The organism is Mesorhizobium sp. M7A.F.Ca.CA.001.10.2.1 (genome assembly GCF_003998575.1).
Taxonomy (GTDB): Bacteria; Pseudomonadota; Alphaproteobacteria; order Rhizobiales; family Rhizobiaceae; genus Mesorhizobium.
In genome coordinates, this window is sequence record NZ_RZQY01000803.1 from 1 (window position 1) to 2,391 (window position 2,391).

The following is a 2,391-nucleotide window of genomic DNA, read 5'->3' on the forward strand; positions in this document are numbered from 1 at the left end:
GTTGAGGCTCTGGATCGCCTGCCTGAGCTTGCGGATCGCCTCGATGATGTCCTCGCGCTCGGAGACGATCGCCTCCAGCCGGTCGGATAGCTCCTTCTGCTCCTCCTCGGCGCGCAGGTTGACGGCGCCGAGCCGTTCGCGCTCGATCTTCAGCCTGTCGAGTTGACGCTCGATCTCGGCCATCTCAGGCATCGGGCTGTCGGCCTCCAGACCGGTGTGGCGGATGACCAGATGCGGCGGCGTGTTCAGCGTTTCCTGTATGCGCGCCTCGACCTCCAGCCGGCGCTCGTCGGCCGCCGTCAGCCGCTCTTCGGCGCGAACGCGGGTCTCGCGCGCCTCGGCCAGGAACTGGATGGCGCCGGTGGCGGCCTTGTCCAGTTCGGATTGCCGGTTCTCCGCTTCCTGCAGACGGTCGGCCGCCGCCTTGCGCAAGCTCTCGGCCTCGGTGAGCTGCGACAGCAAGGCACGCCGCTTGGCGTTGATTTCATCGGGAGCATCGGCCAGCCGCTCGCGTTCGGCCTCGGCCTCGGCCTTGCGTTCGCCGAGCGATGCGATCTGCGTCGAGGCGTTTTCGGCCCGCTCCAGCCAATTGCTGCGCTCGGCGCCAATGGCATCGAGCCGGCGCGCGCGCGCCTCGGCTTCGCGCCGAAGCCCCTCATGCACCGCGCGCGCATCGGCAAGCGCGGCGCGGTCGCGGGCGACATTGGCCGAGGACTGTTCGAGCTGCAATTGCAGATCGCCAAGATCGGGCGCGTCCTGCAGCAGCATTTCCGCCTCGGCGAAGGCGGCCGAAATCTCCTCATGGCTGTCGACGATGCGGGCGCGCGCTTCATCGAGTGCGGCGCGCCGGCTCTGCAATTCGCCGCCGGCCCTCTCGGCCTCGGCCAACGCATTGCGGGCAGCGTCCAGCCGATGCTGAGCGTCACGACCGGCCTGGCGCGTGTTGCGCTCGGCCTCGCTTGCCAGGCGGAGCGCCTGTTCAGCCTCTCCCAGCGCATCCTCGGCCTGGCGCAGGACGAGCGTCGCTTGTATCGCCTCGGCATCGAGCTCAGCCAGCCGGTTCTTCTGCGCCAGCCGTTGTGCTGCGGCGGTCGGCGCATCGGCGCTTGCGGTAAAGCCATCCCAGCGCCAGAGCGCGCCTTCACGGCTGACCAGCCGCTGGCCGGGAGCAAGCAGCGACTGCAACCGGCGGCCGTCGCCGGCGGCATCGACGATACCGATCTGCGCCAGGCGGCGGGCGAGCTGTGCCGGCGCGTGGACCACGCTGGCCAAGCTTTTAACGCCTTCCGGCAGAGCCGCGTCGCCGGGCTGGATCGCGCTTTCGCCCCAATGCACCGGCGCGCTGCGGTCAAGCGGCACGTCGAGGTCTTCGCCAAGGGCCGCACCCAGCGCCGTTTCGAAACCGCGATCGACGCTGATCTGCTCCAGCACGGCCGGGAAGAGATCGCCGCTGGCTGCATTCAGGATTTTGGCCAGCGTGCGCGCTTCGGTTTCGATCCGCGCCAGCTCGGCCCTGGCATCCTGAAGCGGTGGCCGGGCAGAACTTTCCGTGGCGCGGGCATCGATGACAGACTGCTCGGCCTCAGACACGGCAGCCTCGGCCTCCTCCAGCAGCGCCATGGCCTGTTCGACCAGCACCCGCTTCTCGGCCGGATCGGGCAGGCCAGCGACCTTGGAGAGTATCTCAGACAATTCCCGGTCGACATCGGCAAGCTGGCGCGCGAAGCGGTCGCGGCGTTCGGCGGTGTCGCGCAGCGTCCGTTCGATCTGGTTGCGCGAGGCGGCAGCCTCGGCCCGTTCGGCTGTCAGCGCGGCGAGCTTGGCTTCGCTTTGCGAAAGCGTCGACGCCGCCTGTTCGAACGCCGCACGGGTGGTGGCTTCGCGTTCGGCGGCGCCGGCATTTTCCGAATTGAGTGCCGCCTCTTCGGTGCGAAGGCGCTCGAGAATGTCCGCATTGTCGCGGACCATGCGCTCTTCACGTGCGATATCGCCGTCGAGCTGCTGTAGCCGGCGCTCGAGTTCGCTCTGACGGGCGCGGATGCGGCCGGCTTCCTCCTCGATCTGCGACTTGGCGATCGACAGGCGCTGGAAGGCAGCAGCGGCGGCGGCTTCCGCGTCGCGCAAATCCGGCAATCGGTGAGCACCGATACCTTGCTCCCTGGCGGCGGCCATCTGGGCCGCGGCGCGGTCGCCGACAAGGGCTGTCGCAACCGCCAGCGCCGAACGCGCCTCGCCTTCCTGGGTCTTGGCCAGCGTCCAGCGCAGATGCAACAGCGTCGCTTCGGCCTTGCGGATATCGGCCGACAGGTTCTTGAAGCGGGAGGCCTGGCGCGCCTGGCGCTTCAGGCTTTCGATCTGGCTTTCCAGCTCGCCGACGACGTCGTCCAGTCG

At 68.9% G+C, this 2,391-nt stretch carries 1 protein-coding gene; it reads right to left on the reverse strand.

Going from position 1 to position 2,391, the window contains the following annotated elements; all coding sequences use genetic code 11:
* Positions 1 to 2,391, reverse strand: a 2,391-nt coding sequence (locus EN964_RS31935) for a chromosome segregation SMC family protein (protein WP_164776178.1), incomplete at both ends; no start/stop codon positions are given.